This window comes from Bradyrhizobium sp. USDA 4541 (genome assembly GCF_024171085.1).
In the GTDB taxonomy this organism is placed as follows: Bacteria; Pseudomonadota; Alphaproteobacteria; order Rhizobiales; family Xanthobacteraceae; genus Bradyrhizobium; species Bradyrhizobium australafricanum.
The window spans coordinates 5,764,131-5,788,398 of the sequence record NZ_JALJZF010000001.1; the positions used below are offsets into that span (position 1 = coordinate 5,764,131).

Consider the following 24,268-nt stretch of genomic DNA (forward strand, 5'->3'; position numbering starts at 1 on the left):
GAGATGCTGGGCCGGCTCAATCACGTCGCGATCGCGGTCAAGGACGCCAAGCAGGCCGCGAAGATCTACGGCACTGCCTTCAATGCCGAGATTTCCGATGCGGTGCCGCTGCCGGAACACGGCGTGATTACCGTGTTCGTGACGCTGCCGAACACCAAGATCGAGTTCATCGAGCCGCTGGGCGAGACCTCGCCGATCGCGAAATTCGTCGAGCGCAATGCCGACGGCGGCATCCACCATGTCTGCTACGACGTGCCCGACATCATCGCGGCCCGTGACCGCATGATCGCCGAGGGTGCGCGGGTGCTGGGCGACGGCCAGCCGAAGATCGGCGCGCATGGCAAGCCGGTGCTGTTCTTCCACCCGAAGGACTTTTCCGGCGCCCTGGTCGAGATCGAACAGGACTGAGGCCGCATGGCTTACCAGATCTCCACCGGACTTGCGATCTACTTCGTGCTTTGGTGGCTCGTGCTGTTCCTGACGCTGCCGTTCGGCGTGCGCAGCCAGCACGAGGACAATGTCGGCGCGCCCGGCACCGACCCCGGCGCGCCGATCCTGGCGCGGATGGGCCGCAAGCTGCTGTGGACCACGCTGATTTCCGCCGTGATCTTCGCGATCGCGATGTGGGCCTATCATTCCGGCTATCTCTCGATCGAGCGGCTGTCGAAGCTGATGGGAATGCCGTTCTGATACGCAGAAGTAGCCCGCATGAGCGAAGCGACATGCGGGATCACTTTCCCGGGTATCGCGGAGCCTGTCATCGGGCGCGCGTTCGCGCGACCCGTTGGCTCACCCGGGCTACGAACCGATGGGGATGCTGTTTTAGAAACTGATGCCAATGGAGTGGGGATCAACCTCGCCCTGGCAATGCGGAGGAGGCGACCACGATGAACCTGCAGTCCCAGCCGGGCTCCGGGCCGAGCGCATATCGAATCCTGCGGGAAGCCGATCTGCGGGATTATCTCGCGGGGCTGCCCGCCATCGTCGCGCAGCTCGGCGGCGCGCCGGCGGACTGGTCGATCAGCGAGGTCGGCGACGGCAATCTCAATCTCGTCTTCATCGTCAAGGGCGGAAGCGGCGGCCTCGCGGTCAAGCAGGCGCTGCCGTATGTGCGCCTCGTCGGCGAGAGCTGGCCGCTGCCGCTGTCGCGGGCGCATTACGAGCACATGGCGCTGGTGCATCAGGCGCGGCTGGCGCCGATGCTCGTGCCGGCGGTGCTGCATCATGATGCGCCGCTCGCGCTCACCGCGATGGAGCTACTCGAGCCGCACATCATCATGCGCAAGGGCCTGATCGAGGCCACGTCGTACCCGCGCTTTGTCGAGGATATCTCAACCTTCCTGGCGCAAACGCTGTTCTTCACGTCCGACCTTGCGTTGTCGGCCGCGGAGAAGAAGCAGGGCATCGCCGATTTCGCCGGCAACCACGCGCTCTGCAAGATCACAGAAGACCTGATCTTCACCGATCCCTACCGCATCGCCGAGCAGAACCGCTGGACTGCGCCCTATCTCGACGCCACGGCGGCGGCGTTCCGCGAGGACCTCGACCTGCATGTCGCGATCTCCAGGCTGAAGCTGAAATTCATGGCGAGCCCGCAGGCGCTGCTGCACGGCGATCTGCATACCGGCTCGATCATGGTTACAGACAGCGAGACCAGGGTAATCGATCCCGAGTTCGCCTTCTACGGCCCGATGGGCTTCGACATCGGCGCCGTCATCGGCAACCTCCTGATGGCCTATCTGGCCTCCGCCGGCCACGAGCGCACGCCGGGCGAGCGCGCCTCGTTCGAGGCCTGGCTACTCGCGACCATGGAGGGCGTCTGGAGCGAGTTTTCCCGAAAGTTCCTGGCGCTGTGGCGCAGCGAGGCGAACGGCGACGGCTATCCGGTGTCGCTGTTTACCGGCGAGGCAGGTGCCGCGCGGTTGGAGGCAGAACGGCAGGCGTACATGGCGCGGCTGTTCGAGGACACCGTCGGCTTCGCCGCGGCCAAGACCATCCGGCGCATCCTTGGTCTCGCGCACAACATCGACTTCGAGTGGATCGCCGACGAGAAGCAGCGCGCGATCTGCGAGGCGCGGGCCCTCAAGCTCGCCCGCAATATGATGCTGGAGGCGCCGTCCTACACGACGATCGGCGCGGTCACCTACGCCGCCCGCGAGCTGCGCAACTGGCAGCCGGATTTTGCGAGGTAGCCGGGAAGCGTAGGATGGGTGGAGCGAAGCGGTACCCATCATTCTGACAGCGCGATAAGAGTTGATGGGTTTCGCTTCGCTCTACTCGTCCTACGCAGCGCGGCTTTCCCTGCGCCCTCTTCAACGCGAGGGCGGAACGAACAGCAAGCTCGGACAAATCATGTCGCGAGAATGCGGATGTTTGACTCACAAGCGATACACACTCGGCGTCGTCCCGGCGAAGGCCGGGACCCATAACCACCAACGATCATTGTTGAGCGACGCTGGAATGACGAGTTCCTTCAACAATACCCGCCGCGGCGTATGGGTCCCTGCTTTCGCAGGGACGACGAATGGAGAGAGCTGTGTGCTCAGCTCCTTCATCCTTAATCCGCCGCCTGTTCCCGCAGCCGCTGCGCGTACACGTTGATGATCAGCGCCGCGAGCAGGATCAACCCGCGGATCAGGATCTTCAGGAAGCTGTCGATATTGACGTGGTCGAGGCCGTTGTTGAGAACGCCGAGCACGAACAGGCCGACGATGGTGTTGCCGATGCCGCCGCGGCCGCCGAACAGGCTGGTGCCGCCGACCACCACGGCCGCGATCGAATCCAGCAGATAGGTATCGAACTCGTTCTGCTGGGCGCTGCCGAAATGGGCGACGCCGAGCATGCCGCCGATCCCCGAGCACACCGCCGAGATCACCATCACACTGCCGAGGATGAGCTTGACGTTGAGGCCGGCAAATTCCGCGGCCTCGCGGTTGCCGCCGACCATGTAGACGTAGCGGCCGAACCGTGTGTAGGTCAGCACCAGGTGGCCGCCGAGCAGCATCACCGCGGCGACGATCACAATCCAGGGGATGCCGCCGATCGAGCCGGAGCCGAGCGTCGTGATCAGGTCCGGCACCTTGTAGGCGATCTGGCCGCGCACCAGCAGCGCCGAGACGCCGGCCGCAATCTGCATCATGGCGAGCGTCATGATGAAGGAGGGGATGCCGATCATGGTCAACCCCAGCGCGTTGACGAGGCCGAGCAGCGCGCACAGCGCCAGCGCCAGCAGGATCGCGACGATGCCCGGCATCGGGACATTGGCGATGTTGACGTAGGATTCCTGCAGCGTGAAGTACGCCACCGCAATGCCGGTGACGTTGGCGATGCTGGCGATCGACAGGTCGATCTCGGCGCACAGGATCACGAAGGTGAGGCCGACGGCGATGATGCCGGTGACCGACACTTGCGTGAGGATGTTGCCGACATTGTCGATGGTGGCAAACGACGGGCTCGCGATCGCGAAGAAGGCGCTGAGGAAGATCAGCGTCAGGAACGGCGCAATGTTGCGCATCTGCGAGCGCAGGAAGGGCGCCAGCCCGCGCGACCGCTGGTGATCCGCTCGCGCCGTAGCGCCGTCACTGCTTGCCATCATGTCTCTCCATCAAGCGCGATGAGGTGGTCATCGCGCTTTCTCTGTTTGTTTGAGCATCGGAAAACCGCTTCGCACTTTTCCGGATCATGCTCTAGGCCGCCTCCAGCAGCCGGTCCTTGCTGACCGCTTCGCCCGCGAATTCGCGCACCACCGCGCCGCGCTTCAGCACCAGGATCCGGTCGGCCAGCGACAGCACCGTCTCCGGCTCGGTCGACAGCACGATGATCGCCAGCCCCTTGGCGCGGAGATCGCGCACGATGTTGATCACGTCGTTCTTGGCGCCGACATCCATGCCGCGGGTCGGCTCGCACAGCACCAGGACGCGCGGCGGATAGGCTAGCCATTTCGCCAGCGCCACCTTCTGCTGATTGCCGCCGGACAGCATGCCGAGATCGAGGCCGACCACCGGCGGCCGGATCTGCAGTTGCTCGACCTGGCGCTGGGCGATCGCACGCTCGCGCACCGGCTTGAGCAGCAGCGCCGAGATCCGTTCGAGGATGCTGATCGAGATGTTCTTGTAGACCGGTTCCTGGTGGAACAGCATGGCGCGCCGGCTTTCCGGCACCAGGGCGACGCCGGCCCGTCGCGCCGCCGCGGTGCTGCGAAACGTCTTCGTGGCGCCGTCGACCGCAAGCGTTCCGCCGTCGGGTCGCAGCTTGCCGAACAGGATGCGCGACAGCTCCAGCTGCCCGCAGCCCATGAAGCCGTAGATACCGAGCACTTCGCCGGAGCGGGCCTCGAACGAGACGTCCTGCAGGCTGCGGCGCAGCGAGAGCTGATCGACCTTCAGCACCGCCGCGCCTCCGCTCGATTGCGGGAGCATCAGGTCATCGGTGTAGCTGTGTTCCAGCGCCTCGCCGCCGCGGCCGATCATGGCCTCGATCAGGGCGCCCTTGGTGGTGTCCGCGGACGCGGTCTCCGCGATCTTCCGCCCGTTGCGGAACACCGTCACCACGTCGGAGACCCGCAAAATGTCCTCGATGAAGTGCGAGATGAAGACGATGCTGGTGCCTTCGTCGCGCAGCCTGTGCAGCGTCGCAAAGAGGCGTTCGACCTCGGGCGGAGAGAGGGCGGAGGTCGGCTCGTCCAGGATGATGATGCGTGCGCCGGAAAACAGCACGCGAGCGATCTCGATCAGCTGCTGCAGGCCGATCGGCAAATCGCCGAGCCGCGTCATCGGGTTGACGTCGATGCCAAACCGGGCCAGCTGCTCGCCGGCCTCGCGCGCCATCCGCCGCCATTGCACGAAGCCGAGGCGGTTGGTCGGCTGGTTGCCGAGGAACACATTCTCAGCGACCGTGAGGTCAGGCGCGACGCTGAGCTCCTGATGCACCATGCCGATGCCGGCGGCGTGCGCGTCACGGGTGGAGCGGAAGCGGGTCTCCTTGCCGTCCAGCATGAAGCGGCCGGAGAACTCCGGATGCACGCCGGCGATGATCTTCATCAGCGTACTTTTTCCGGCGCCGTTCTCGCCGACGAGACCATGGATCTCGCCGGCGTGCAGCGCGAAGTCGATCCCACGAAGGGCTTCGACGCCGCCGAAGGCCTTCGTGATCTGGTGCAATTCGAGGATCGCCGAGCGTCCCTGCGTCATGAGGCCCGCTCAGATCAGGAAATGATCCTCCATCCATTGCATGCCGGCGGCGTTGGCCTTGGTCACGACGGGACCGTCGGTCACGACATTCTTCGGAATGCCCTGGCCGCTCTTTTCGCCGCCGACCACGGCGGCGACGCCCGCGACGATCGCGCCGCCATGGATGCGGCAGGACGGATTGCGGACGGTCGCGAACATGCGGCCTTCGCTGACCGCCTGAATCGCCGGCGGCATGGCGTCGACACCGCCGATCAGGATGTTGGTGCGGTTGCGCGCCTTCATGATGTTGTAGGCGGCGAGCGCCATGTCGTCATTGTGGAAGAAGGCGGCGTCGATCTGCGAGTATTTGGTCAGATAGGTTTCCCAGAGCCGGGCGGTCTTCGAGACGTCCCAGTCGGCGGGCTGGGTATCCAGCACCTCGATGTTCGGGAACTGCTTGATGACCGAGTTGAAGCCCTTGGCGCGGCCCTGCGCGCCGGTATGGCCGAGCGCGCCCTGGGTCATGATGACCTTGCCCTTGCCGCCGATCGCGTTGCACAGCGCCTGCGTTACGGAGGCGCCCATGAACTCGTTGTCAGGTGCGAGGAACGAGTGGACGTTAATTTGATCGAGAGGAGCAATAAGCGTGTCCATGTCGATCACGGGGGTCCCGGCGTCGATCATCTTCTGCACCGGCTGGGTCAGCGTGCCGATGCCGAACGCCTGGATCGCGACGAAATCCCATTTCTGCGACGCCATGTTGTCGATCGCGGCGCGCTGCTTGACGGCATCGAGCTGGCCGTCGAACCAGGTCACTTCGACGTTGAACAGCTTGCCCCAGAACTCGGCGGCCTGCTTGCCTTGCGCACACCATGTCGCCTGCAGTCCGGCGTTGGAGAATGCCGCCTTCAATGGCTTTTCCGAGCGTCCCATTTCGGCGGCGAGCGCGGACGTCGTCATGCCCATTCCGCCGAGCAGGCCGGCCGCAGCTCCACCTGCCGCCGCCATCTGCAGAAGGTCGCGCCGCGTCGTCGACGCCTTGTCCATCCCCTTGTCGGTCCCTGGCATTGCTTGCTCCCTCTTCGTTTTTCTGACCGTCGGCGTCAATTGCACGCGCCGCGGATAAAGCGAGTGTGTCACAATCGGAACGGTGATGCTACGGCCTCTCGTCCACGAGATGTTTCTGCTGCAGCACGATGGCTTCGATGTCGCCGAGCAGCTTGTGCCACGCAGCATCGATCTCCGCAGTCCACTGCTCGCCGAGAATTTCACGCAAGCTGTCGGCAATCACGGCGAAGAACGCGACGAACAGTTCGCGCGGCGTTCCGTAGGCGTCGTGTGAGAACACTTCCGATTCGATCAGGCGAAAATGTCCGCAGCGCTCCGTCGCGAAATCGAGGATGGCTTCGATCGTCAGCGCCAGCATCGAGCCTTTCACCGGCTCGCTGCCTTCGGTGCGAAACATCGCCTGCGTCTCGGGATGTTCGCGAAACAGGCGGCGATAGACTGACGGTGTCAGATCATCGCAAGCCGCGGCTGCGAGTTCAAAGCTGCGTTCGATCGGATTCGATGATGGAGTCATAGCGGATTGCGATCATCACATAAAAAAAGAGCAGGGCTCAAAGCCCTGCTCCAAAAATTGTGTCGACCCTATTTGCCCCAAAAATTCGATTTGATCTTGATTGATGGGGTGACGCTGCTTGTGCGCGTCGGGCTCCTCCCGAGACTTGGACCACCAGGACACACCTCGCGGCTGGCCTGAGCCCGAATTGGTAGACTATCTTTCCAGGCTTGTCATCATTTTCGGCAACGATTGTTCAATTTTCGAGCAATTTGCGAAATGATTGGGATGGCGCCACCGGCGGTCGTGACGGGCGATATAAAACACGTGGCAGGGTAAGGGGATACGACTGATTTCGGAGTTGCCGTGACGCAAGTGCCACGCTCGGTTATTTCCGTCGGCTGGAAGAAACCGGACGCATCGGCGATCTCGACTTCCGGCGCCCATGGTGGTTAGTTCCGTGGCGGATGGATTTGCGATGCGCCGGCGGCTGAAGAATTTTCTGCCCATCGTCTTGGTTGCCCTGCTGGTGCAGATTCTTGCACCGATCGGGGCCTGCTGGGCGGCGAGCCTTGCCGCGTCCGATCCGCTCGCGGCCGCCACCATCTGCCACGGCGATGCCGGCTCCGGAGCGGGGCAGGGTGACCAGACCAGTCACGACGCCCATGACGGCTGCTGCTCGGCCTGCAGCGTGCTGCAGACCGGTGCGCCGGTTGATAGCCCGCAAGTTGTGGCCCAGGCCGTCGAACGCCTGCCGAACCCGATCGCCTGGCTTGATTTCGCCTCCGAGCTCGATCGTTCGCGCGCCGGCCTCTCGGCGCAAGCCCGCGCGCCGCCTCTGTTTTCCTGACGACCTTGTCGCTGCCGGTGCGTCCCGCGCCAGCAAGTGCCCTTGAGCAAGCCGGCCGGAGCGCCGGTGTCAGGATTCATGCATGTTTCGCTATCATCCGCTGGAGGCGGCAAGCGTGCTCGCGCTGGGCGCGACGCTTTGCGCATTGCCGTCCGCTGCCGAAGCCCAGGCGCCCAGCACAGAGCTACCCTCCGTCACCGTCGAGGCGCCCCGGACGGCGGTGCGCGCCAAGCCGGCGGCGCAGAAGCCGCGCGTTCGTGCCGCGTCCGTGCGGCGGCCGCCGAAGCCGGCGACAGCGCCAGCCGTGACGGCGGCCCCAGCGGACGGCGCGAGGCCGGGGGAGACGCTTGCCGCGACCCGCGACGGTTTGAACCGGGCGCCGACAGGCCAAACGCAGACGACCATCGACCGCAGCCAGTTCGACAACCGACCGGCGTTCTCCGTCGCCGATGTGCTGCGCGACAGTCCGGGCATCTCGATCAAGCAGGGCAACGGCCCGCGTGATTTCGGCATCTCGATCCGCGGGTCGAATGCGCGGAACGGCTTCGGCATCCGCAACCTCGTCATCTTCGACGACGGTTTCCCGGTGACCCAGCCGGACGGCCTGTCGCGCAGCGACCTGATCGATCCGCATGCCTATGGCGCCATCGACGTGGTCCGCGGGCCGTCATCGGCGCTCTACGGCAATTATGCGACCGGCGGCGCGCTGAATTTCAGGACCCGGCCGGGCGGCAAGATCGACGGCGTCGAGTATGGCGTCGACGGCGGCAGCTTCGGTTACCTCAACAACTATCTCGCGGCGGGCAAGAAGGTCGGCAATTTCGAGGCCTCGCTGTTCGCGAGCGACGCGCGCGGCGACGGCTACATCGGCAACAGCTGGTTCAACACACAGACCGTTAATTTCCTCGGCACGCTGCAGGTCACGCCGGACGACCGCTTCACGGTGAAGCTGATCAACAACGACCTGACGACGCGCCTGCCGATCCGCTCCTCGCTCAACCAGTTCTACCAGAACCCGTTCCAGCAGGGCTGCACGACCGGCGCGACGGCCGCGCCGGGATGCGCCACCGTGACGTTGTTCAACAACGGATTCAACGCGGCGGCCGGGACCGACAGGGAGACCGCGGTTCAGGCCGGTCTCGGGCGCGACGACCGCCGTACCATCGTCGGCGGCCGCTGGGAGCACGACTTCGACAACCAGACCACCTGGCGCAACCAGTTCGTCTTCGACGACCGCAATATCAATCAACCGACGGGATCGACGAGCGCGATCGGCGACTTCCCGTCCTACAACTACATGAGCGACGTCGTCAGACGCGGCGATATTTTTGGGCTGGATTCGACGACCTATTTCGGCGGCTTCTACAATACGCTCACCGCGTCGAGCGACACGCGCAATGTAATGCCGGGCGGAAATGCGACGCTCGGAAGCCTGTCGAGCAATTTGTTCAGCACGACGACAAATTACGGTGTTCGCGCACGCGAGGAATTGAAGCTCACGTCTGCGCTGACGGCCGTTGCCGGCATTGGCTGGGAGGCCACCAGTCTGACGGGCCGGAACACCGCCTACAGCTACGCCGGCGCGGCCGGAACCACGACCACGGCGATCACGACCGCGGACCGGCAATTCCAGAATACCGCGCCCGAGCTCGCATTGCTGTACCGGCTGAGCAGCGAGTGGCAAGTCCGTGGACGAGTGGCAACCGGATACGGCACGCCGCAGGTCAGCAATTTGTTCGTCCTGCCGAGTGGCGCCTCGGGCAACAACACCCAGCTGCGGACGCAAAAGAATCTCGGTTACGATGTCGGTGCCGACTGGACACCGAACAACGCGCTCAAGCTCAGCGTCACGGGCTTCTACGAGTTCTTCAAGGACGAGCTCGTTTCTCAGGCCACGCCGCTTGCGGGCATCTCCTACACGTTCAACGCGCCGCGATCGGAGCATCGCGGCGTCGAGCTGGCCGCCAACTGGAAATTCCTGCCGGGCTGGCGGCTCTCGGCGGCCTACACTTATCTCGACGAGGTCTACACGGAATACGTCGAGAACATCACGAACGGCGCGGTGTTCAGCTTCAATCGCGCCGGCAACAAGATTCCCGGCATTTCGCCGAACGAGCTCACGGCGCGGTTGGGCTACGACCAGCTGTCGGGTCAGTTTCAGGGATTTGGCGGGTTCGTCGAAGTGCAGTGGAAGGACAGCTTCTACATGGACAACGCCAACCTCTTGAAGGCGCCGGGCTATGAGCTGGTCAACCTCAATCTGCACTACAAGACCGATCTCGTCTCCGATTATTTCAAGGCGCTGAACCTCTACATCGAGGTGAGGAACGTCTTCGACCGGACGTACGTGGCGTCGGCGAACAACATCTCAAATTCGGTGACCGCGGCAGGCATTCAAAATCCCGCGAGCGTACTGGCGAACTCGACCAACTCGATCTATGCCGGATCGCCGCGCGCCTTCGTGGCGGGCATGAAGATTGCGTTCAAATGAGGAGCGCATCGATGACCTATCGCAAACCGGTCGCCCTGACGCTGCTTGCATCGCTCATGCTCGCGGCCTTGCCGAGCCTTGCCGTCGCACAGATGAGCCATCAGCACGCCTCCGAAGCGGCCTGCGAAGAGACGGCCCTGCGCTGCGCGACCAAGGTCACGCCCGCCTTTGGGCGGGATGGGACATTGTGGCTGGCGTGGATGGCCGGAGGTCAGATCTCCGTCGCGAGCTCAAAAGACCAGGGCAAGAGCTTTTCCACACCGGTGCAGGTCAGCCGGGAGCGGCTCAATCTCGATTGGGGACCGGATGCGCGGCCGAAGCTTGCGATCGATGCCAAGGGCAACATCGCTGTGGCCTTCTCGATCTTCCGCGATCAGAATTTCAACGGTCAGGTGCTGACCACGCGATCGACCGATGGCGGGCGCAGCTTCGAAGCGCCGAAGCCGATCACCGCGAGCAATGAGAGCCAACGTTTCGAGGCGATTGGCTTCGATCCTGCGGGGGCGGTGTTTGCCGCGTGGCTCGACAAGCGTAACCGCGTGCCGGCGCAGCAGCGCGGCCAGAAATATGATGGTGCCGGATTGTTTTTCGCGTCATCCGGAGATGGCGGAGCAACCTATTCCGACGCGCGGCTCGTCGCCGACAACACCTGCGAGTGCTGCCGCCTTGCGCTGGCATTCGATGGCGCGGGCCGTCCGGTGGTCGTGTTCCGGAACATCTTTGAGGGTGGCGTGCGCGACCATGCGATCGTGACGTTCTCCGACCTGGCTACGCGCGGCGAGATCCATCGGGTGAGCCGCGACGACTGGCAGATCGCGGCCTGTCCGCATCACGGTCCGAGCCTGACGATATCGCGCGAAGGAACCTACCATGTGACGTGGTACACCAACGGCAAGGCGCGCAAGGGATTGTTCTATGCGCGCTCGCGCGACGGCGGCAAAACCTTCTCCGATCCGCTTTCGGTCGGTCAGCCGAACCGCAGCCCATCCCGGCCGCAGATTATCGCGGGGCCGCAGGGGCTTGTCATGGCCTGGAAGGAATTCGACGGGCAGAAGACGACAATCGACCTCATGACGTCGCACGACGATGGGGCGACATGGTCGAAGCCGACGGTGATCGCGGACACCGCCGACAGTTCCGACCATCCGCTGCTCGTCTCGGACAGTCGGCAGACCTATCTGTCGTGGATGACGAAGGCCGACGGCTACCATTTTCAAGCGATCGAGGGCGAACCATGAAGCGTCATCTGCTGGCTGCGCTGATCCTGCTCGCGACGCTGCCGTCCGCACTGGCGGCGGGAGAGGGCGCGCCAAAGCCGTTCGAACGCGGCAGCTGGCAAAAGCTGCTGCATGCGCATGCCGGTCATCCGACCCTGGTGCATTTCTGGGGAGTGACCTGCGGACCATGCAAGGTCGAGCTGCCGGAGCTCGGCCAGTTCATGAAGGATCATCCCGGAATCGATATCGTCACGATCAGCGCGGATCTGGTTCCCAACCTTCCGGAAGCGACGCGATCGATGCTGGATCGCGCCGGCCTCGGCGCGGCCGAAAACTGGATCTTCGACGACGGCTTTGCCGAGCGGTTGAGATTTGAGATCGATCCGGCCTGGCAAGGCGATATCCCGCGAACCATGCTGATTTCCCGGGATGGAACGATCACGACGATCGAAGGGTCGGCCGAAATCGCCGATCTGAACAAATGGTCCATCGCCCAGTCGGCAGCAACCCGATGACACTTGAATTTCAACTTGAAAGGAAATCCGTCGCCATGAAGACGCTCTCCCGCATCCTTGCCCTCGCAGCGCTGACCGCTGCACTCGCGTCGACGTCCGCGCGCGCGGAGGACGTCAAGGCCGGCGATCTCGTGATCACGCAGGCCTGGACGCGCGCAACGCCGAACGGTGCCAAGATCGGCGGCGGCTACCTGACGATCGAGAACAAGGGGACGACGCCCGACCGGCTGGTGTCAGGCACCGGCGATGTTGCCGGCAAGATCGAAGTCCACGAGATGTCGATGGACAATGGCGTGATGAAGATGCGTGCGCTCGACAAGGGCCTCACCATCGAGCCCGGCAAGACCGTGAAGCTCGCGCCGGGCGGCTATCACCTGATGATGTTCGATCTGAAGAATCCGCTGAAGCAGGGCGACAAGGTGCCGGTCACGCTCGAGTTCGAAAAGGCCGGCAAGGTCTCGGTCTCGCTGGACGTGCAGGCCGTCGGCGCGCAGGGGCCGGGCGGCGGTCATTCCGGCCATGGCGACCATTCCGGTCACATGGACATGAAGAAGATGTGAGGCAGCCATGCGATCACAGACGCTCCTCATTGCCACGGCGGCGCTGCTCGCAGCGCAGCCGGCGATCGCGCATATCACACTCGAAGGAAAGCAGGCGGCGGTCGGATCGTATTACAAGGCGGTGTTCGCCGTGCCGCATGGCTGCGCGGGCTCGGCGACAATCAAGATCCGGGTGCAGATTCCGGAGGGCGTGATCGGAGTTAAGCCGATGCCGAAGGCGGGCTGGACTCTCGATGCGGTCACCGGCAAATACGCCGCCCAATACGACTATCACGGCGCCAAGCTTTCCGAGGGCGTCAAGGAAGTCGCCTGGAGCGGTGGCAAGCTTGCGGACCAGAACTACGACGAGTTCGTGATGCAGACGTTTCTCACCGACACCTTGAAGCCCAACACCACGTTGTACTTTCCGGTCGTGCAGGAGTGCGAGCAGGGCGTCAGCCGCTGGATCGATACCCCAGCCGACGGGCAGGGCGGCGGGCACGACCATGGCAGCAAGACACCGGCGCCCGGCGTCAAGCTGCTGCCGAAGTCGTAAGTGATGCGGCTGGTCGCAAACCTCGCAGCGCTGCTCGTGGCGCTGTGTCTTGCGACCTCAGCCCATGCGCATGCCGTCCTGATCGGCGCCGAACCGGCCGACGGCAGCGTGGTGGCTGAAGCACCCAGGACGGTGGTGCTCCGCTTCAACGAAGCGGTGGCGCCGACGGCGGTCAGCCTGCTCGACGCCGCGGGCAAGCCGCGCGACGTCGCGATCCGCGCCGTCGACCAGTCGGTGATGGTGACGCTGCCGGCGGGCCTGCCGCAGGGCACGCAGGTGGTCAGCTATCGCGTGGTGTCGCAGGATGGCCATCCGGTCGCGGGCTCGCTGCTGTTTTCGATCGGCGTCGTCACCGGCTCGGCGGCGCCGTCAAGCGACGGCGTGCTCGATGTGTTGATCTGGCTGGCGCGGCTCGGGCTCTATCTGGGCCTGTTTGCCGGCGTCGGCGGCGTGTTCTTTGCGGCCTGGATCGGGCAGGGCCCGGCCGGCGAACGGCTGATCATGTGGTCGCTGAAGATCGGCCTTGTCGGCGCGATCGCGTCGCTTGGCTTGCAGGGTGTCGACCTCTTGAACCTGCCGCTCTCGGGCATCGTGACGTGGGCGGCATGGGCCAGCGCCGCCGCTACCAGCCTGTTTCCCGCGCTGCTGCTCGCGATCGCCGCGATGCTAATCGCGGCGATCGCCTGGCGCAGCCCGTCGTTCGGTGCAGCTTTCACCCGCACCGCGATCGCAATGCTCTGTGTCGGGCTGTCGTTTGCGGTCAGCGGCCACGCCGCCACCGCTTCGCCGCAATGGCTGACGCGAGCCGCGCTGTTCATCCATGGCGTGGGCGTGGCGTTCTGGATGGGCGCGCTCGCGCCGCTGGCGGTGCTTGCCTGGCAGCGCAAGGATTCGCTGCTGCGGGTGCTGCGGCATTTTTCGACGATCGCGGTGCCGGTCGTCGCGTTGATCGCCTTGTCGGGCCTGGCGCTCGCGATCGTCCAGCTCGACAGTTTTCACGCGCTGATCGACACCGGGTACGGCAACATCCTGGTTGCGAAGCTGGTGCTGGTGGTGTTGTTGCTCGGGCTCGCTGCGCTGAACCGGTTGGTGTTCACGCCGGCCATCGCGCGCGAGTTTCATCGGACACGGCCGCTGCAGCGCTCGATCGCGCTGGAATTCGTGCTGATGATCGCCATTCTCGGCCTCGTTGCACTCTGGCGCTTCACGCCGCCGCCGCGCGTGCTGGCGATGTCGGCCGATGTTCCGCTCGCGGTCCACATTCACACCGATGCCGCGATGTTCCAGGTGCTGATCGCGCCGGGCAAGGTCGGGCAAAATGACTTCGTGCTGCAGCTGATGAACGGCGATGCCAGCCCGTTCACGGCCAAGGAGGCGACGCTGACGCTGAGCTTGCCCGAGCGCGGCATCGAACCGATGGAACGCGCCGCCGCGCGCGGTGCCGATGGCTATTGGCACGTGCGCAAGGTGCCGTTGCCGGTGCCGGGCCGCTGGCACATGCAGATCGACGCCTTGGTGACCGATTTCAAGAAAGTGACGCTGGAAGACGATTTCGAGGTCAGGTAAAGCCGCGGTCGGCGCGCTGGGCACTTCGATGGTACGCAATTCGTTCAAATGGCCGAAAATCGCCTGATTTGAAGGGTTTTTCTTATTTGGCGGCCTTGTGTTTTCACAGCCGATCCGGTTTCACTTCAGCTCTTCCCACGCTTTCCTGATTCCCGAGTAACGCCATGCGATTGTCGCGGTTTTTCCTGCCCATCCTGAAAGAAAACCCGAAAGAGGCGGAGATCGTCTCGCATCGGCTGATGCTGCGCGCGGGCATGATGCGGCAGGAGGCTGCCGGCATTTATGCCTGGCTGCCGCTCGGTTTCCGGGTGCTGAAGAAGATCGAGCAGATCGTTCGCGAGGAACAGGACCGCGCCGGCGCGCTCGAGCTCTTGATGCCGACGCTGCAGCTCGCCGATCTCTGGCGCGAAAGCGGCCGCTACGACGCCTATGGCCCGGAGATGCTGCGCATCCTGGATCGTCACAAGCGCGAGCTGTTGTACGGGCCGACCAACGAGGAAATGATCACGGAGATTTTCCGCTCCTACATCAAGTCCTACAAGAACCTGCCGCTCAACCTCTACCACATCCAGTGGAAATTCCGCGATGAGCAGCGTCCGCGCTTCGGCGTGATGCGCGGCCGCGAGTTCCTGATGAAGGACGCCTATTCGTTCGACCTCGACGAGGCCGGCGCGCGGCGCTCCTACAACAAGATGTTCGTGGCCTATTTGCGCACCTTTGCGCGGATGGGCCTCAAGGCGATCCCGATGCGGGCCGAGACCGGCCCGATCGGCGGCGACCTCAGCCACGAATTCATCGTGCTCGCGGAGACCGGCGAGTCCGGCGTCTACATCAACCGCGATGTGCTGGACCTGCCGGTGCCGGGCGCGGACGTCGATTATGACGGTGATCTGACGCCGATCATCAAGCAGTGGACTTCGGTCTACGCCGCGACCGAGGACGTCCACGAGGCTGCGCGCTTCGAACAGGAAGTGCCTGAGGCAAAGCGGCTGAACACGCGCGGCATCGAGGTCGGCCAGATCTTCTATTTCGGCACCAAATATTCCGAGACCATGAAGGCGATGGTGGCCGGTCCCGACGGCGTCGACGTGCCGATCCATGGCGGCTCCTACGGCGTCGGCGTGTCGCGTCTGGTCGGCGCGATCATCGAAGCGTGTCACGATGACGCCGGCATCAAATGGCCCGAGGCCGTCGCGCCGTTCCGCGCCGCGATCCTCAATCTCAAGCAGGGCGATGCCGCGGTCGATGGCGCCTGCGAGCAGCTTTATCGCGAGCTCTCGGCGAAGGGCGTCGACGTGCTCTACGACGACACCGACCAGCGTGCCGGCGCCAAGTTCGCCGCGGCCGATCTGATCGGCATCCCGTGGCAGATTCTGGTCGGACCCAAGGGGCTTGCGGACGGCAAGGTCGAAGTGAAGCGTCGCAGCGACGGCTCACGCGACAATATGAGCCCCGCCGACGTGGTCGCGAAGCTCGCGGGTTAAAGTTTATTCACGCCGTGCTGATCGGCGGGGTAATCCGGCCACATTTGGCCCGAATCATGGGATTATCGACAGATGGATGAGACCATGAGCGAGCCAGTCCGTACCCCGCCCTTTGCGCCATTCGAATGGCTGCTGTCCGGACGCTATCTGCGCGCGCGCCGCAAGGAAGGGTTCATTTCGGTCATCGCCGGCTTTTCGTTCCTCGGCATCATGCTCGGCGTCGCCACGCTGATCGTGGTGATGGCGGTCATGAACGGCTTCCGCAAGGAATTGCTGGACAAGATCCTCGGCCTCAACGGACACATTCTGGTGCAGCCGCTGGAATCGCCGCTGACCGACTGGAAGGATGTCGCCGACCGCATCAGCCAGGTGCAGGGCATCCGCCTCGCCGCACCGGTGGTCGACGGGCAGGGGCTCGGCTCATCGCCGTTCAACGCCGCCGGCGTCTTCATCCGCGGCATCCGCGCCGACGATCTCAACAACCTCACCTCGATCGCCAAGAACATCAAGCAAGGCTCGCTCGAGGGCTTTGATGAGGGGCAGGGCGTCGCGATCGGTCGCCGCCTCGCTGACCAGCTTTCGCTCCATGCCGGCGACATGATCACGCTGGTCTCGCCGAAGGGCGCGGTGACGCCGATGGGCACCACGCCGCGCATCAAGCCCTACAAGATCACTGCGGTGTTCGAGATCGGGATGTCGGAATATGATTCGACCTTCGTGTTCATGCCGCTGACCGAGGCGCAGGCCTATTTCAACCGCAACAACGACGTGTCCTCGATCGAGGTGTTCACCACCAATCCGGACAAGATCGAGACCTATCGCAAGCTGGTGACCGAGGCGGCCGGCCGGCCGGTCTTCCTGGTCGACTGGCGGCAGCGCAATTCGACCTTCTTCAACGCGCTTCAGGTCGAACGCAACGTGATGTTCCTGATCCTGACCATGATCGTGCTGGTCGCGGCGCTCAACATCGTCTCGGGACTGATCATGCTGGTGAAGGACAAGGGCCAGGACATCGCGATTCTGCGGACCATGGGCGCCTCGCAGGGCTCGATCATGCGGATATTCCTGATCACCGGCGCATCGATCGGCGTCGTCGGCACGCTGGTCGGTCTGCTGGTCGGCTTGCTGATCTGCTTCAACATCGAAACCATCAGGCAATTCCTGTCGTGGCTCACCAACACGGAATTGTTCGATCCGACGCTGTATTTCCTGTCGAAGCTGCCTGCTGAAATCGATTTTGGCGAGACGCTCGCCGTCGTGATCATGGCGCTGACGCTGTCCTTCCTTGCGACGCTCTACCCGTCGTGGCGCGCCGCGCGCCTCGATCCGGTCGACGCGCTCCGGTACGAATAAGGAGCGCACATGGCGGAGGGGGCGGAAGACACACCGGTCGTCTATCTTCATGACATCAAGCGGGAATACCGGCAGGGCGAAGCGACGCTGACCGTCCTGAACGGCGCCAATCTCGCGCTGTGGCCCGGTCAATCGGTGGCGCTGGTGGCGCCGTCGGGATCCGGCAAGTCGACATTGCTGCACATCGCGGGCCTGCTGGAGACCCCCGATGACGGCGAAGTCTATGTCGCGGGCACGCCGACCTCGCAGATGTCCGACGTCGACCGCACCCAGATTCGCCGTTCCGATATCGGCTTCGTCTATCAATCGCACCGGTTGCTGCCGGAGTTCTCGGCGCTCGAGAACGTCATGCTGCCGCAGATGATTCGCGGCCTCAAACGCTCCGAAACCGTGAAACGGTCGACCGAGATTCTCTCCTATCTCGGGCTCGGCGATCGCATCACCCATCGCCCAGCCGAGCTCTCGGGCGGCGAGCAGCAGCGTGTCGCGATCGCGCGCGCGGTTGCCAACGCGCCCCGGGTACTGTTCGCGGACGAGCCGACCGGCAATCTCGATCCCGGCACGGCCGACCACGTCTTCAACGCGCTGATGCAACTCGTGAAGGCGACCCGGGTCGCGATGCTGATCGCGACTCACAATCTGGATCTCGCCGCGCGAATGGATCGCCGGGTGTCGCTGTCGAACGGACAGGTTGTCGAGCTCGAATAGTGCGCCGTCGCGTGAACTGGCTAGCGGTGTGCGTGAAGAAGCCGCGCTAAGACGAGAGAATCCGGAGCCTTTTTCCGTGTCGCTTCGATCGGAACGAAATGCTTCTGGCTCAATAAGCGGGGCGAGGCCGTCTGCCGGATGCTCTCGGCTGCCTGTCGATCGGCGGCCCGGCATAATAGGGGTTGTTGATGCAGATCGCCGCGAGGCCGGACGCCGAAGCCTGGCACTGCGCGATCGAAGTGTAGCCGCAGTCGGTATCCTCACCGCCCCATCGGTAGTTGGTTTTGCAGACCGGCGAGGTCGAATCGTATTTCTGGGCGCTGGCCGGCGCGGCTGCCAAGGCCAGGAGTGTCGGCAAGAGTGCCAGAATCAGACTGCGCATCAGAAATCTCCTCGTCGGCGCCGGCAATGCTGATGCCGAGCGCGCGCGAATAGGCACCTGTGCGCAGCGCCGGATCAACTCACATTCCCGCGCCGGGGTTGCCGGACCGAGCGTATCAGTGGATGAACAGGTCGAAGAAATTGCCCTCACGGCGGTCCCGCGGGGACACGTGAAGATACGAGCGCGGGTCGTTGTCGCCGGCATAATAGGGGTTGGCGATGCAGTTCTGCCCGATGCCCGAAGCGGTGGCCAAGCACGCCTCATACGATGGATAGGAGCAGTTGCTCAGGCCGGGATAGCGGTCGCCTTGAATGCAGAACGGGTAACGCACGCCGACGGCATGCGCGGGCGCAGTCCCCAGCGTTGCAAGTGCAGCCACCGATGCCACAGCAGCAAGAATCATCGTCCGCATCTGCATTCCTTTTGCTGCGAAGATTCGACCCTGGCGACGATCCAAATCGGACAAGCCGGTTCCGGTCAACGATCTTGCGCCCAGCTGCGCACGCAGATCCGAATTGTGAAGATTGTGCGGCAACTATGTGGCAAAAACTCCAGGAAGTGCCCGTAATACAGTATTAACTTCAAATTTGAGCGAAGTCGTTTGGCCCTGCCTGTTGCCGCGAAGTTACAGCAATTCCGCCGGGGGCTGCTATGACGGTGTCTCGCGGCCTTGGGGGCCTGTAGAAAAAGTTGGAACGGGAAAATGAAAAAGATTTTGCTTGTCACCGCCAGCATGCTCGCGCTCAGCGCGACTGCTGCCTCCGCGGCTGACCTCGCGGCTCGCCCTTACACCAAGGCTCCGCCGCCCATGGTTGCCGCTGTTTATGATTGGACTGGCTTCTACATCGGTATCAACGGTGGTTGGGGCCAGAGCCACGACAACCGTTCGGTCGACGGCTTCGGCGGCGTCGGAAGCTACGACGCCAACGGCGGCACCGTCGGTGGCCAGATCGGCTACCGCTGGCAGGCCGGCGGCTGGGTGTTCGGTCTGGAAGCTCAGGGCAACTGGGCTGACTTCTCCGGCAGCACCGGCAATCTGGTCGTCCCGGGCGGCATCGTTCGCTCGAAGACTGATGCGTTCGGCCTGTTCACCGGTCAGATCGGCTACGCCTGGAACAACGTCCTGCTGTACGCCAAGGGCGGTGCTGCGGTCACCGATCGCAACTTCCAGTTCCTCAACGCGGCCGGCAATCTGGCGTCCGAGACCGGCTTCGACACCCGTTGGAGCCCGACGGTCGGTGTTGGCCTCGAATTCGCCTTCTCGCAGGGCTGGTCGCTCGGCGTCGAGTACAACCACATCTTCGAAGACACCCATGGCGCGACCTTCGTGACCCCGGCTGGTGTTGCCGTGACCGGCTTCCACACCGGTGGCGACACCGACATGGTTCTGGGCCGTCTGAACTACAAGTTCGGTGGCCCGGTCATCGCGAAGTACTGATCGCTCGCTTAATTCAAGCGGCATCGAAAACCCCGGGCTTCTTCGGCCCGGGGTTTTTTGTTGGCCTGGCGGCGCCGGCCCGTCGGCCAGGAGCAGGGGACGGGCTTTGCCCGTCCGCTTCGGGATTCGGGTCGGATTTGATTGGACGAGGCCTTCCGACCGAACGGTCAACGCCGCATATTCGCGGCATGACGGACCTGCAGCTGACTTCCCAACTGACGTGCCCGTCCTGCGGCCATGTCTCCATCGAGACGATGCCGACCGACGCCTGCCAGTTCTTCTATGATTGCAAGGGCTGCGGCACTCGCCTGAAACCGAAAGCAGGAGATTGCTGCGTGTTTTGCTCATACGGTTGCCCTCCCAGGCAGGCTGGGAATTGCTGCGGTAACTAGCTCCCCGGAGGCTCAAGACGAGTTCGCCATCCGGATCACTGTCGGCGGCGAGACGTCGGCCGCTCAGGAATTAACCACAGGGGTCACTTCTCGAACTGGGTCGCCGGCATCGCTTGACTCCTAGAACAAAAAAGGAACAATGTTCTGCATACGTTCCGGTTCAGGGAGAGCGGCCATGTTGAAGATTTTCGTGCAAGAAGCTGCAGCGCTGGCATCGATCACGCTGTTCGTCGGGATGATCGCGGTGTGGGCCCAGCTGATCACCCAATTCTGAAAATGCGCCCGCGGGGACAGGGGCATCGCCGGCGGCATGGTCTGCCCCTGGGGAAAAGCAGGAGGACTTGCCGCCACGCCGCGTTCGGCGTGGACTTGGCAGGGGTCAGGCCCCACCATGGGATTGCGAGTCGGGTCTGACACTTTCGAGTTCCGGCCCTGGCGCTCGCTCCATCCCTGACTCAAGAGATTCCGTAAGCAGTCATGCCGAATGCCGGATTCGTTCACCTTCACGTTCATTCCGCTTATTCGCTGCTGAAGGGCTCGATCAAGATCGCCAAGCTGGGCGAGCTCGCGAAGGCCGACCGCCAGCCGGCGCTGGCGCTGACCGATACCGACAACATGTTCGGCGCACTGGAATTCTCGGACAAGATGGCCGGCTACGGCATCCAGCCGATCGTCGGCTGCGAGCTGGCGGTGGATTTCGGCGACGTCGATCCGAATACGCGGAGCATCCTTGCGACGACGGGCCCGGCGCGAATCGTGCTGCTGGCGGCGCGCGAGCGCGGCTACCGCAGCCTGATGCGGCTGAACTCGCGGGCGTTCCTGGAGACGCCGGTCAACCAGACCCCGCACATCAAGTTCGATTGGCTCATCGACGACGCCGAGGACCTGATCGCGCTGACCGGCGGCCCCGACGGCCCGATCGCGCTGGCGCTCCGGGCCGAGCAGGCGGCGCTGGCGATCACCCGCTGCGAACGCCTGGCCGGCCTGTTCGGCGATCGCCTCTACATCGAATTGCAGCGCCACGGCGCCGACAAGGAACGCCGCACCGAAGGCGGCCTGATCGATCTCGCCTACAGCAAGGGCCTGCCGCTGGTGGCGACCAACGAGCCGTATTTTGCCAGCAATGACGACTACGAATCGCATGACGCGCTGCTCTGCATCGCCGGCGGCCATCTGATTGCCGAGACCAACCGCGAGCAACTGACCCCGGATCACCGCTTCAAGACCCGCGCGGAAATGGCGGTGCTGTTCGCCGACATCCCGGAGGCGCTGGCCTCGACGGTGGAGATCGCCGAGCGCTGCTCGTTCCGGCCGAAGACCCGCAAGCCGATCCTGCCGTTCTTCACGGTGGGTGCCGCCGCCAGCGCCGATGCCGCCGCCGACGAGGCCGCCGAGCTGAAGCGCCAGGCCGAGGAGGGGCTCGCGAATCGCCTGCGGGTGCACGGTCTCTCGCCGGGAATGACCGAAGAGGACTACAGCAAGCGGCTTGCCTTCGAGCTCGACGTCATCACCCGCATGAAATACGCGGGCTACTTCCTGATCGTCTCCGACTTCATCAAATGGGCGAAGGCGCAGGGCATTCCGGTCGGGCCGGGCCGCGGCTCCGGCGCCGGCTCGCTGGTCGCCTGGGTGCTGACCATCACCGACCTCGATCCGATGCGGTTTGCGCTGCTGTTCGAGCGCTTCCTCAATCCCGAACGCGTCTCGATGCCGGACTTCGACATCGACTTCTGCCAGGACCGCCGCGGCGAGGTGATTCAGTACGTGCAGGAGCGCTACGGCCGCGACCAGGTGGCGCAGATCATCACCTTCGGTACGCTGCAGGCGCGCGGCGTGCTGCGCGACGTCGGGCGCGTGCTGCAGATGCCCTATGGGCAGGTGGACAAGCTGACCAAGCTGGTGCCGCAGAATCCCGCAGCGCCGGTGACGCTGGCGCAGGCGATCGAGGGCGAGCCCAAGCTGCAGGCGTTCCGCGACGAGGATCCGGTGGTGGCGCGTGCGTTCGATATCGCGCAGCGCCTCGAAGGCCTGACGCGCCATGCCTCGACGCATGCCGCCGGTATCGTGATCGGCGACCGGCCGCTGAGCGAGCTGGTGCCGCTCTACCGCGATCCGAAATCCGACATGCCGGTCACCCAATTCAACATGAAATGGGTCGAGCCGGCGGGCCTCGTGAAATTCGACTTCCTCGGCCTGAAGACGCTGACCGTGCTGGACGTCGCGGTGAAGCTGCTCAAGCAGCGCAACGTCCATGTCGATCTCGCGACGCTGCCGATCGACGATGCGCCGAGCTATCAGATGCTGGCGCGGGGCGATGTCGTCGGCGTGTTCCAGGTGGAAAGCCAGGGCATGCGGCGCGCGCTGATCGACATGCGGCCGGACCGCTTCGAGGACATCATCGCGCTGGTGGCGCTGTATCGCCCGGGCCCGATGGCGAACATCCCGACCTATTGCGCGCGCAAGCACGGCGACGAGGAATCGGAATATCTGCATCCGATCCTGGAGCCGATCCTGAAGGAGACCTTCGGCGTCATCATCTATCAGGAACAGGTGATGCAGATCGCGCAGCAGATGGCGGGCTACTCGCTCGGCCAGGCCGACCTGCTGCGCCGCGCGATGGGCAAGAAGATCCGCGCCGAGATGGACAAGCAGCGCGACATCTTCGTCGACGGTGCGATGAAGAACGGCGTGGCGAAGGGCCAGGCCGAGACGATCTTCGAGCTGCTCGCCAAGTTCGCCGACTACGGCTTCAACAAGAGCCACGCGGCGGCCTATGCGCTGGTGTCGTACCACACCGCCTATATGAAGGCGCACTACCCGGTCGAGTTTTTGGCGGCGTCGATGACGCTCGAACTCAACAACACCGACAAGCTGTCCGAATTCCGCTCCGAGGCGCAGCGGCTCGGCATCAAGGTCGAGGCGCCCAACATCAATCGCTCCGGCGCGACCTTCGAGGTCAGCGACAACACGATCTACTACGCGCTGGCGGCGCTGAAGGGCGTCGGCATCCAGGCGGTCGAGCAGATCATCGAGGAGCGCAACAAGAAGGGCGCCTTCACCTCGCTCGCCGATTTCGCCGCGCGGGTGAGCCCGCGCGCCGTCAACAAGCGGATCATCGAGAGCCTTGCGGCGGCCGGCGCCTTCGACACGCTGGAGCCGAACCGCGCGCGCGTCTTCGCCGGCGCCGATGCGATCCTCGCCGCCTGCCAGCGCAGCCATGAGGCGGCGACCTCGGGCCAGAACGACATGTTCGGCGGCGCGGCGGATGCGCCGAGCATCATGCTGCCGCAGATCGAGCCGTGGCTGCCCGCCGACCGGCTGCGGCGCGAATACGACGCCATCGGCTTTTTCCTGTCGGGCCATCCGCTCGACGACTACGCCACCGCGCTGAAGCGGCTGCGCGTGCAGTCCTGGGCGGAGTTCTCGCGCGCGGTGAAGACCGGCGCCACCGCCGGCAAGGTCGCGGCAACCGTCGTGTCCCGCATGGAGCGCCGCACCAAGACCGGCAACAAGATGGGCATCATGGGCCTGTCGGACCCGACCGGCCATTTCGAAGCGGTGCTCTTCTCGGAAGGCCTTGCGCAATACCGCGACGTGCTCGAACCGGGAGCGGCCGTGCTGTTGCAGCTCGGCGCCGAGCTGCAGGGCGAGGACGTGCGGGCGAGGGTGCTGCACGCCGAGCCGCTGGATCACGCCGCGGCCAAGACGCAGAAGGGCCTGCGGATCTTCGTGCGCGACACCAAGCCGCTGGAGTCGATCGCCCGCCGGCTCAACATGCCGGAAGCCGCGCCTGCCCCGGGCGGCGCCGCAAAGGCACCGGCCGTGAAGCCGGCCGCCGCGCCGCCACCGGCGGCGGGGGCCGATGGCGACGTCTCGCTGGTGATGATGCTGGACCTCGAAACCGAGGTGGAGATGAAGCTGCCCGGCCGCTACAAGGTCTCGCCGCAGATCGCCGGCGCGATCAAGGCGGTTGCCGGCGTGGTCGACGTGCAGACCCTGTAAACTGGGGACTCCGGGCGCCAAACAGGGCCGTTTCGGCACGATTTGG

Annotated in this window: 22 protein-coding genes; 16 read left to right on the forward strand and 6 right to left on the reverse strand. The window is 64.3% G+C overall.

Annotated elements, in window-relative coordinates; translation table 11 throughout:
- Positions 1-3 precede the first annotated feature (3 nt).
- From mce to mtnK, 3 genes are all read left to right on the forward strand, one after another.
- Complete coding sequence (mce, locus tag J2R80_RS27400; protein ID WP_253639757.1) at positions 4-408, forward strand: methylmalonyl-CoA epimerase; 405 nt, start codon at positions 4-6, stop codon at positions 406-408.
- 6 nt (positions 409-414) lie between these two features.
- Positions 415-690 (forward strand): DUF1467 family protein, encoded by a 276-nt coding sequence (locus J2R80_RS27405; protein WP_057016477.1) that lies wholly within the window; start codon positions 415-417, stop codon positions 688-690.
- Positions 691-887: 197 nt separating this feature from the next.
- Positions 888-2,192 (forward strand): S-methyl-5-thioribose kinase, encoded by a 1,305-nt coding sequence (gene mtnK, locus J2R80_RS27410; protein ID WP_253639758.1) that lies wholly within the window; start codon positions 888-890, stop codon positions 2,190-2,192.
- Between the two features lie 365 nt (positions 2,193-2,557).
- Here the strand turns inward: mtnK and J2R80_RS27415 are convergent, their stop codons facing one another.
- The 4 genes from J2R80_RS27415 to J2R80_RS27430 form a co-directional block, all read right to left on the reverse strand.
- A complete protein-coding gene (locus J2R80_RS27415; RefSeq protein ID WP_038385101.1) occupies positions 2,558-3,592 on the reverse strand; it encodes an ABC transporter permease in 1,035 nt (344 codons plus the stop codon).
- A 94-nt stretch (positions 3,593-3,686) separates the two neighbouring features.
- Positions 3,687-5,189: a sugar ABC transporter ATP-binding protein gene (locus J2R80_RS27420; RefSeq protein WP_253639759.1), complete on the reverse strand. Its 1,503-nt coding sequence runs from the start codon at positions 5,187-5,189 to the stop codon at positions 3,687-3,689.
- Between the two features lie 9 nt (positions 5,190-5,198).
- Positions 5,199-6,236: a sugar ABC transporter substrate-binding protein gene (locus tag J2R80_RS27425; RefSeq protein WP_253590132.1), complete on the reverse strand. Its 1,038-nt coding sequence runs from the start codon at positions 6,234-6,236 to the stop codon at positions 5,199-5,201.
- Positions 6,237-6,324: 88 nt separating this feature from the next.
- Entirely contained in the window at positions 6,325-6,750 is a 426-nt protein-coding gene (locus tag J2R80_RS27430; protein WP_253639760.1) for a globin, read from the reverse strand.
- Between the two features lie 439 nt (positions 6,751-7,189).
- Here J2R80_RS27430 and J2R80_RS27435 point away from each other — a divergent pair, with 439 nt between their 5' ends.
- From J2R80_RS27435 to J2R80_RS27480, 10 genes are all read left to right on the forward strand, one after another.
- Entirely contained in the window at positions 7,190-7,579 is a 390-nt protein-coding gene (locus tag J2R80_RS27435; protein WP_253623823.1) for a DUF2946 family protein, read from the forward strand.
- 82 nt (positions 7,580-7,661) lie between these two features.
- On the forward strand, positions 7,662-10,070 hold the full coding sequence (locus J2R80_RS27440; protein WP_253639761.1) for a TonB-dependent receptor: 2,409 nt from the start codon (positions 7,662-7,664) through the stop codon (positions 10,068-10,070).
- 11 nt (positions 10,071-10,081) lie between these two features.
- Positions 10,082-11,308: a sialidase family protein gene (locus tag J2R80_RS27445; protein ID WP_253639762.1), complete on the forward strand. Its 1,227-nt coding sequence runs from the start codon at positions 10,082-10,084 to the stop codon at positions 11,306-11,308.
- On the forward strand, positions 11,305-11,802 hold the full coding sequence (locus J2R80_RS27450; protein ID WP_057016485.1) for a TlpA disulfide reductase family protein: 498 nt from the start codon (positions 11,305-11,307) through the stop codon (positions 11,800-11,802). The genes J2R80_RS27445 and J2R80_RS27450 overlap by 4 nt, the downstream gene beginning before the upstream one ends.
- 35 nt (positions 11,803-11,837) lie before the next feature.
- A complete protein-coding gene (locus J2R80_RS27455) occupies positions 11,838-12,362 on the forward strand; it encodes a copper chaperone PCu(A)C (RefSeq protein ID WP_057016486.1) in 525 nt (174 codons plus the stop codon).
- 7 nt (positions 12,363-12,369) lie between these two features.
- Positions 12,370-12,897 carry a YcnI family protein gene (locus tag J2R80_RS27460; protein ID WP_253623827.1) on the forward strand — a complete coding sequence of 176 codons (528 nt, stop codon included), beginning with the start codon at positions 12,370-12,372 and terminating at the stop codon, positions 12,895-12,897.
- A gap of 3 nt (positions 12,898-12,900) precedes the next feature.
- Complete coding sequence (locus tag J2R80_RS27465) at positions 12,901-14,463, forward strand: copper resistance CopC/CopD family protein (protein ID WP_253639763.1); 1,563 nt, start codon at positions 12,901-12,903, stop codon at positions 14,461-14,463.
- A gap of 164 nt (positions 14,464-14,627) precedes the next feature.
- Positions 14,628-15,947 (forward strand): proline--tRNA ligase, encoded by a 1,320-nt coding sequence (proS, locus tag J2R80_RS27470; protein ID WP_038380332.1) that lies wholly within the window; start codon positions 14,628-14,630, stop codon positions 15,945-15,947.
- Positions 15,948-16,019: 72 nt separating this feature from the next.
- Entirely contained in the window at positions 16,020-17,300 is a 1,281-nt protein-coding gene (locus J2R80_RS27475; protein WP_028339647.1) for a lipoprotein-releasing ABC transporter permease subunit, read from the forward strand.
- A 9-nt stretch (positions 17,301-17,309) separates the two neighbouring features.
- Positions 17,310-18,008, forward strand: a complete 699-nt coding sequence (locus J2R80_RS27480; RefSeq protein WP_016840545.1) for an ABC transporter ATP-binding protein — start codon at positions 17,310-17,312, stop codon at positions 18,006-18,008.
- A 109-nt stretch (positions 18,009-18,117) separates the two neighbouring features.
- Here the strand turns inward: J2R80_RS27480 and J2R80_RS27485 are convergent, their stop codons facing one another.
- Positions 18,118-18,390, reverse strand: a complete 273-nt coding sequence (locus tag J2R80_RS27485; RefSeq protein ID WP_057016489.1) for a DUF3551 domain-containing protein — start codon at positions 18,388-18,390, stop codon at positions 18,118-18,120.
- A 115-nt stretch (positions 18,391-18,505) separates the two neighbouring features.
- Positions 18,506-18,871 (reverse strand): DUF3551 domain-containing protein, encoded by a 366-nt coding sequence (locus J2R80_RS27490; RefSeq protein WP_253639764.1) that lies wholly within the window; start codon positions 18,869-18,871, stop codon positions 18,506-18,508.
- Positions 18,872-19,093: 222 nt separating this feature from the next.
- Between J2R80_RS27490 and J2R80_RS27495 the strand changes: the two genes are divergently transcribed.
- From J2R80_RS27495 to dnaE, 3 genes are all read left to right on the forward strand, one after another.
- A complete protein-coding gene (locus tag J2R80_RS27495; protein WP_057016491.1) occupies positions 19,094-19,828 on the forward strand; it encodes an outer membrane protein in 735 nt (244 codons plus the stop codon).
- A 188-nt stretch (positions 19,829-20,016) separates the two neighbouring features.
- Positions 20,017-20,220 (forward strand): GDCCVxC domain-containing (seleno)protein, encoded by a 204-nt coding sequence (locus J2R80_RS27500; RefSeq protein ID WP_375162610.1) that lies wholly within the window; start codon positions 20,017-20,019, stop codon positions 20,218-20,220.
- Between the two features lie 477 nt (positions 20,221-20,697).
- Entirely contained in the window at positions 20,698-24,222 is a 3,525-nt protein-coding gene (dnaE, locus tag J2R80_RS27505; RefSeq protein ID WP_253639765.1) for a DNA polymerase III subunit alpha, read from the forward strand.
- The last annotated feature ends 46 nt before the right edge of the window (positions 24,223-24,268 follow it).

Bases quoted from the DNA above. Each gene is read 5' to 3' on its own strand.
- J2R80_RS27425 (WP_253590132.1), bottom strand. From the start codon at position 6,236: ATGCCAGGGACCGACAAGGGGATGGACAAGGCGTCGACGACGCGGCGC.
- J2R80_RS27495 (WP_057016491.1), top strand. From the start codon at position 19,094: ATGAAAAAGATTTTGCTTGTCACCGCCAGCATGCTCGCGCTCAGCGCG.
- J2R80_RS27405 (WP_057016477.1), top strand. From the start codon at position 415: ATGGCTTACCAGATCTCCACCGGACTTGCGATCTACTTCGTGCTTTGG.
- J2R80_RS27440 (WP_253639761.1), top strand. From the start codon at position 7,662: ATGTTTCGCTATCATCCGCTGGAGGCGGCAAGCGTGCTCGCGCTGGGC.
- proS (WP_038380332.1), top strand. From the start codon at position 14,628: ATGCGATTGTCGCGGTTTTTCCTGCCCATCCTGAAAGAAAACCCGAAA.
- J2R80_RS27430 (WP_253639760.1), bottom strand. From the start codon at position 6,750: ATGACTCCATCATCGAATCCGATCGAACGCAGCTTTGAACTCGCAGCC.
- J2R80_RS27500 (WP_375162610.1), top strand. From the start codon at position 20,017: ATGACGGACCTGCAGCTGACTTCCCAACTGACGTGCCCGTCCTGCGGC.
- J2R80_RS27415 (WP_038385101.1), bottom strand. From the start codon at position 3,592: ATGGCAAGCAGTGACGGCGCTACGGCGCGAGCGGATCACCAGCGGTCG.
- J2R80_RS27460 (WP_253623827.1), top strand. From the start codon at position 12,370: ATGCGATCACAGACGCTCCTCATTGCCACGGCGGCGCTGCTCGCAGCG.
- J2R80_RS27475 (WP_028339647.1), top strand. From the start codon at position 16,020: ATGGATGAGACCATGAGCGAGCCAGTCCGTACCCCGCCCTTTGCGCCA.
- mtnK (WP_253639758.1), top strand. From the start codon at position 888: ATGAACCTGCAGTCCCAGCCGGGCTCCGGGCCGAGCGCATATCGAATC.
- J2R80_RS27420 (WP_253639759.1), bottom strand. From the start codon at position 5,189: ATGACGCAGGGACGCTCGGCGATCCTCGAATTGCACCAGATCACGAAG.
- J2R80_RS27480 (WP_016840545.1), top strand. From the start codon at position 17,310: ATGGCGGAGGGGGCGGAAGACACACCGGTCGTCTATCTTCATGACATC.
- J2R80_RS27445 (WP_253639762.1), top strand. From the start codon at position 10,082: ATGACCTATCGCAAACCGGTCGCCCTGACGCTGCTTGCATCGCTCATG.
- J2R80_RS27465 (WP_253639763.1), top strand. From the start codon at position 12,901: ATGCGGCTGGTCGCAAACCTCGCAGCGCTGCTCGTGGCGCTGTGTCTT.
- J2R80_RS27450 (WP_057016485.1), top strand. From the start codon at position 11,305: ATGAAGCGTCATCTGCTGGCTGCGCTGATCCTGCTCGCGACGCTGCCG.
- J2R80_RS27485 (WP_057016489.1), bottom strand. From the start codon at position 18,390: ATGCGCAGTCTGATTCTGGCACTCTTGCCGACACTCCTGGCCTTGGCA.
- dnaE (WP_253639765.1), top strand. From the start codon at position 20,698: ATGCCGAATGCCGGATTCGTTCACCTTCACGTTCATTCCGCTTATTCG.
- mce (WP_253639757.1), top strand. From the start codon at position 4: ATGCTGGGCCGGCTCAATCACGTCGCGATCGCGGTCAAGGACGCCAAG.
- J2R80_RS27455 (WP_057016486.1), top strand. From the start codon at position 11,838: ATGAAGACGCTCTCCCGCATCCTTGCCCTCGCAGCGCTGACCGCTGCA.